Origin of the sequence: Pseudolysinimonas sp. (assembly GCF_031389465.1) — a bacterium.
Taxonomy (GTDB): domain Bacteria; phylum Actinomycetota; class Actinomycetes; order Actinomycetales; family Microbacteriaceae; genus Pseudolysinimonas_A.
The window spans coordinates 1-4,819 of the sequence record NZ_JANMSQ010000284.1 but is presented as its reverse complement, the minus strand read 5'-3'; the positions used below and the strand labels follow the sequence as shown (position 1 = coordinate 4,819).

The 4,819-nt window shown below is 67.6% G+C and carries 5 protein-coding genes; 2 read left to right on the top strand and 3 right to left on the bottom strand.

The features are described from left to right. Together RMO30_RS11140 and RMO30_RS11135 are read left to right on the top strand one after the other, a co-directional pair. Nucleotides 1–1,098 (top strand): thiolase family protein (locus tag RMO30_RS11140; protein WP_309713345.1); only part of this gene is annotated, 1,098 nt, incomplete at its 5' end. Nucleotides 1,099–1,168: 70 nt separating this feature from the next. Beyond that, nucleotides 1,169–1,948 carry an IclR family transcriptional regulator C-terminal domain-containing protein gene (locus RMO30_RS11135; RefSeq protein ID WP_309713342.1) on the top strand — a complete coding sequence of 260 codons (780 nt, stop codon included), beginning with the start codon at nucleotides 1,169–1,171 and terminating at the stop codon, nucleotides 1,946–1,948. Here RMO30_RS11135 and RMO30_RS11130 read toward each other — a convergent pair. The 3 genes from RMO30_RS11130 to RMO30_RS11120 form a co-directional block, all read right to left on the bottom strand. Next, nucleotides 1,929–2,330 carry a hypothetical protein gene (locus RMO30_RS11130; protein ID WP_309713340.1) on the bottom strand — a complete coding sequence of 134 codons (402 nt, stop codon included), beginning with the start codon at nucleotides 2,328–2,330 and terminating at the stop codon, nucleotides 1,929–1,931. The two genes, RMO30_RS11135 and RMO30_RS11130, sit on opposite strands and share 20 nt — an antisense overlap. After that, entirely contained in the window at nucleotides 2,318–2,521 is a 204-nt protein-coding gene (locus RMO30_RS11125; RefSeq protein WP_309713337.1) for a type II toxin-antitoxin system HicA family toxin, read from the bottom strand. The genes RMO30_RS11130 and RMO30_RS11125 overlap by 13 nt, the downstream gene beginning before the upstream one ends. 280 nt (nucleotides 2,522–2,801) lie before the next feature. Then, on the bottom strand, nucleotides 2,802–4,819 hold a 2,018-nt coding region (locus RMO30_RS11120), incomplete at its 5' end, for an MMPL family transporter (RefSeq protein ID WP_309713334.1).

Sequence of the window (4,819 nt, the reverse complement as noted above, 5' to 3'; positions counted from 1 at the left end):
CGACCCGACGACCTCGCGGCCAGCACGCTGAAGGCGCTGCTCGAGCGGCATCCTGACTTCGATCCGGGGAAGATCGACGACGTCATTCTCGGGGATGCCAACCAGGCCGGCGAAGACAACCGTGACGTCGCGCGCATGGCGGTGCTGCTCGCCGGGCTGCCGACATCCGTTCCCGGAAGCACCACGAACCGGCTGTGCGGGTCGGGGATCGACGCGGCCATCCAGGCGAGCCGCGCGATCGAGACCGGCGACGCATCCATCGTCGTCGCGGGCGGCGTCGAGTCGATGACCCGCGCGCCCTATGTGATGCTCAAGCCCGACAAGCCGTTCCCGGCGGCGAACGAGACCCTCGTGTCGACCCATATCGGCTGGCGGTTCACCAACCCGAAGATGCCGAAAGACTGGTCGATCTCGAACGGCGCCTCCGCCGAACTGCTCGCCGCGAAGTACGGAATCAGCCGAGAACAACAGGATGCCTTCGCCCTGCGGTCGCACCAGCGTGCGGCTGCCGCGTGGGCGGCGGGCACTTTCGCCGACGAGATCGTCGCCGTTCCGGGGGTCGACCTCGCGATCGACGAGTCGATCCGTGCCGACACCACCCTCGAAGCGCTCGCCGGGCTCAAGCCGGCATTCGACTCCGACGGCAGCGTCACGGCGGGCAACTCGTCGCCGATCAACGACGGCGCCTCGATGGTGCTGATCGGCGCCGAAGGGTCACTCGAGGCCGAGCCGCTCGCCCGCATCACCGGACGCGGGGTCGCCGGCAACGAGCCGCAATACTTCGGCGTGGCCCCGGTCGAAGCCGCGAACCGAGCCCTTGCCCGGGCCGGACGCAGCTGGGCGGATGTCGACATCGTCGAGCTGAACGAGGCTTTCGCGTCGCAGAGCCTGGCGTGCCTGGCCCTGTGGCCGGAGCTAGATCCCGAGAAGTTCAACATCGACGGGGGCGCACTCGCTATCGGGCATCCGCTCGGGGCGTCGGGCGGGCGCATCATCGCGCGCGCGGCGCACGGGTTGAAAGCCCGCGGCGGCGGCGTCGCGGTGGTCGCGATCTGCATCGGGGTCGGGCAGGGTCTCGCGATCGTGCTGGAACGGTGAGATATCCCATATGGGATAACTCACGCCCCATGAGGCACCACATGGGATATCTCACGACCGAGGAGCCCTAATGCTCGAACCCGACGGCAGCACGTACGTGCAGTCGCTCGCGCGCGGGCTCGCCGTCATCCGCGCGTTCGGGGCGGAGCGGCCGCGGCTGTCGCTCTCGGATGTCGCGCGGGTGACCGAGCTGACGCGGGCATCCGCTCGCCGTTTTCTGCTCACTCTCGAATCCGAAGGCTACGTGCGGGCGCGCGACGGGATGTTCGAGCTCACCCCGCGGGTGCTCGAACTCGGGTTCTCGTACCTGTCGGCGCAGTCGCTGCCGGAGGTGGCGCAGCCGCACCTGGAGGCGCTCTCGCACGCGGTCGGGGAGTCGTCGTCAGCATCCATTCTCGACGGGTGGGACATCGTCTACATCGCCCGCGTTCCCACCCGGCGCATCATGTCGGTGGGCATCACGATCGGCACGCGGTTCCCCGCCTACGTCACGTCGATGGGGCGGGTTTTGCTCGCTGCGCTCAGTGCTGTCGAGCGTGAAACCTTCTTCGAGGGTTTCGAGGGGAAGGCGTTCACCACCCGCACGGTGGTGGATCCCGCCGCCTTGCAGGCCGAACTCGAAAAGGTCGCCGAGCAGGGCTGGAGCCTCGTCGACGGCGAACTCGAGACCGGGCTGCGCGCCCTCGCGGTACCCGTCACCCGCGGCACCGCGACGGTAACGGCGATCAACGTGTCGATGCCCGCGACCGATGAGGATGCCGGCATCCAAGCCTTGCGCCTCTTACCCGCCCTCCAGGATGCCGCTGCCGCCATCTCCCGCGACTTAGCCCTCACCGCCCCCGCGGGTTGAGCTGCGAAACGCGCCCCGGGGAGATCTGCAGGAGGTGTGCGACATCGCGAACGGACCACCCTCGTGCCACGAGGCCGCGCACCAGAGTCATCGTCTCTTCCGCTAGGGCGACCTGCACGCGATCGAGATCAGCGCGACGTCGACCCACGCGTACCGCCGCCGAGGCCTCTTCTTCGAGACCCTCATACGCGAACTCAAGCCGGAGCGACTGCTCGGCTCCTTGGGGAAGATCTTCGACCAGGGCAATCACCTCTCTGATGGCACCTTCAAGTCGCGGCAGGTTGCGCGCCTGGGTGTGCGCGCCCTCAAGCGTGGGAACATCGGCCACCCAAAGGTCGCCATCATGAGACACCACCACGGTGTAGGCCTTCATCGAAGCCATCCCTTCCCAAGCGCTGGTTCCAAATCCCGCTCGATCTTCGTGAGCAGGCCTTTGCCGACCTCGTGATTCGGAACCGTCGTGAACGCCACTACGCCGTTTATCTCTACCCGGAAGCGCAGATGTGAACCGCGCTGCCGGACGAACACCCCGCCGCGATCCTCGATGGCTCGAATCACGTCACGCGATTTCATCGTAGGTGTTTAGTGTCTAAACACACTAGTGTTTAGTCGCTTTACACAAGCACACGTTCCCACCTCTCCGGCCGACTGCACGACGCTAGCGGCCGGCACATCGGCCGTGGGCCGAGGGCTGCTTGACCTGTGGCTTCCCTTCCCGCGCGCCGTTGTGAAGGGGAGCGGGGGTCGCTGGGGTGGGTTAGCGGTTAGGCCAGGAAGAAGACCTGAAGGGTGAAGAACACGGCGATGAGGATCGCGCCGATGACGGCGGTGACCATGAGGAGTTGCGCGGCCATCAGCCGTCCTTCCGATTCGAGGTGAGTCCATCATCCCGCGACAACCGCGACGGCCACCAACTCACAGCCCCGAGGTCGTAGATCGCGGCGGGCACGAGCAGCGAGCGCACGACGAGGGTGTCGAGCAGCACGCCGAACGCGACGATGAACGCGATCTGCGCGAGGAAGAGAATCGGGATGACTCCGAGCGCCGCAAAGGTCGCGGCGAGCACCACTCCGGCCGAGGTGATGACGCCGCCGGTGACGGCGAGGCCGCGCAGGACGCCCTCGCGGGTTCCGTGTTTCAGCGACTCCTCGCGCACCCGGGTCATCAGGAAGATGTTGTAATCCACGCCGAGGGCGACCAGGAACACGAATCCGAACAGCGGCACGGCCGGGTCAGCTCCGGGGAAGTGGAAGATCCCCTCGAAGACGAGCGCCGAAACGCCGAGCGCCGCGGCGAACGACACGATGACGCTGCCGACGAGCACCAGCGGCGCGATCAGCGACCGCAACAACAGGATCAGGATGACGAGAATCACCAGCAGCACCACGGGGATGATGACGGTGCGGTCGCGGATCGCCGTGTCGTCGGTGTCGAGGGCGAGAGCCGTCACCCCGCCGACCAGGGCATCCGGCGAGACATCGTGAACGGCCACGCGAAGGTCGCGGATCGTCTGCTCGGCCTCGCGCGAATCGGCCGCGTCGGTGAGGGTCGCCCGCAGCATCACCTGGCCGTCGACGACCGTCGGCTCGAGCGGTACGAGTGTCGGGATCGGGAACGGCTCGGCATCAGTTCCGACGGGCATCGTGCCGGTCGGCGAGTTGTCGCTCAGCGCCTCCACCCCGTCGACGCCGTCGAGGCCGGCTGCGGCATCCGCGAGTTCGGTGAGCACGTCTTCGGAGCCGACAATGACGGCGGGCGACCCCGACCCGGCCGGGAAATGCTCGCCGAGCAGCACCTGCCCGTCGCGAGCCGGTGAATCTCCGAGCACGAGCTCCGACTGCGGCACGCCGTCGGCTTTGAAGAGCGCCAGACCAGCGGATGCCACCAGCAGCAGCACGAGGGACAGTGCCCAGACGAGACGGGCGCGACGAGCGATGAGGCGGCCCACGGCGGGCCAGAGTTTGCCGGTGTCTTGGTTTCGATACGCGTCGCCTTCGGCGGCGCTACTCAACCCGCGGTGGAGGGGACGCCGAGGCCAAAACGCCACCCGACCGGCCACCAACATCAGGGCGGGCAACAGGGTGAGGGCGGCGAGGAGCGAGAAGGCGATGCCGATCGCGGCGACCGGGCCGAGGGCCTTGTTCGAGTTGAGGTCGCTCAGGAGCAGGCAAAGCAGCCCGGCGATCACCGTCAGACCCGACGCGAGGATCGGCTCGAATGACCCGCGCAGTGCTGCCCACGTGGCATCCCAGCGCTTCTCGTGGTCGCGCAGCGCCTCGCGATAGCGGGCGACGTAGAGCAGCGCGTAGTCGGTTGCGGCGCCGATCACCAGGATGAACAGGATGCCCTGCACCTGCCCGTTGATCGTCACCAGGTCGGCGGCGGCGAGCACGTAGACGAGCAGGATGGCGCCGCACAGGGCAAACACCGCGGTGCCGAGCACGATGAACGGCAGCAGTGGCGAGCGGTAGACGATCACCAGAATGACGAGCACGGCGCCGAGGGCGGTGAGCAGCAGGATGCCGTCGATTCCCGCGAATCCGGCGACGAGGTCGGCGGTGAATCCGGCCGGGCCGGTGACAACGATCACGAGACCATCGGGGGCGCCGACGAACTGGTTCTCGCGGATGTCGGTGATCGTGTCGGCGATCTCGTCGGCGATCGGCACGATGATCTCGGCCGCCTCGCCGTCGTCCGACACGATGACCGGGCTCACCCCGTCGCCGACCCCTTCGACGTCGGCCGCGTCAGCCGCGAAGTCGTCGAGGTAGTCGAGGTCGGCGGTGAATCCGGCCGGGCCGGTGACAACGATCACGAGACCATCGGGGGCGCCGACGAACTGGTTCTCGCGGATGTCGGTGATCGTGTCGG

Coding starts and splice junctions, on each gene's coding strand:
- RMO30_RS11125 (WP_309713337.1), bottom strand. CDS start 2,521: ATGAAATCGCGTGACGTGATTCGAGCCATCGAGGATCGCGGCGGGGTG.
- RMO30_RS11130 (WP_309713340.1), bottom strand. CDS start 2,330: ATGGCTTCGATGAAGGCCTACACCGTGGTGGTGTCTCATGATGGCGAC.
- RMO30_RS11135 (WP_309713342.1), top strand. CDS start 1,169: ATGCTCGAACCCGACGGCAGCACGTACGTGCAGTCGCTCGCGCGCGGG.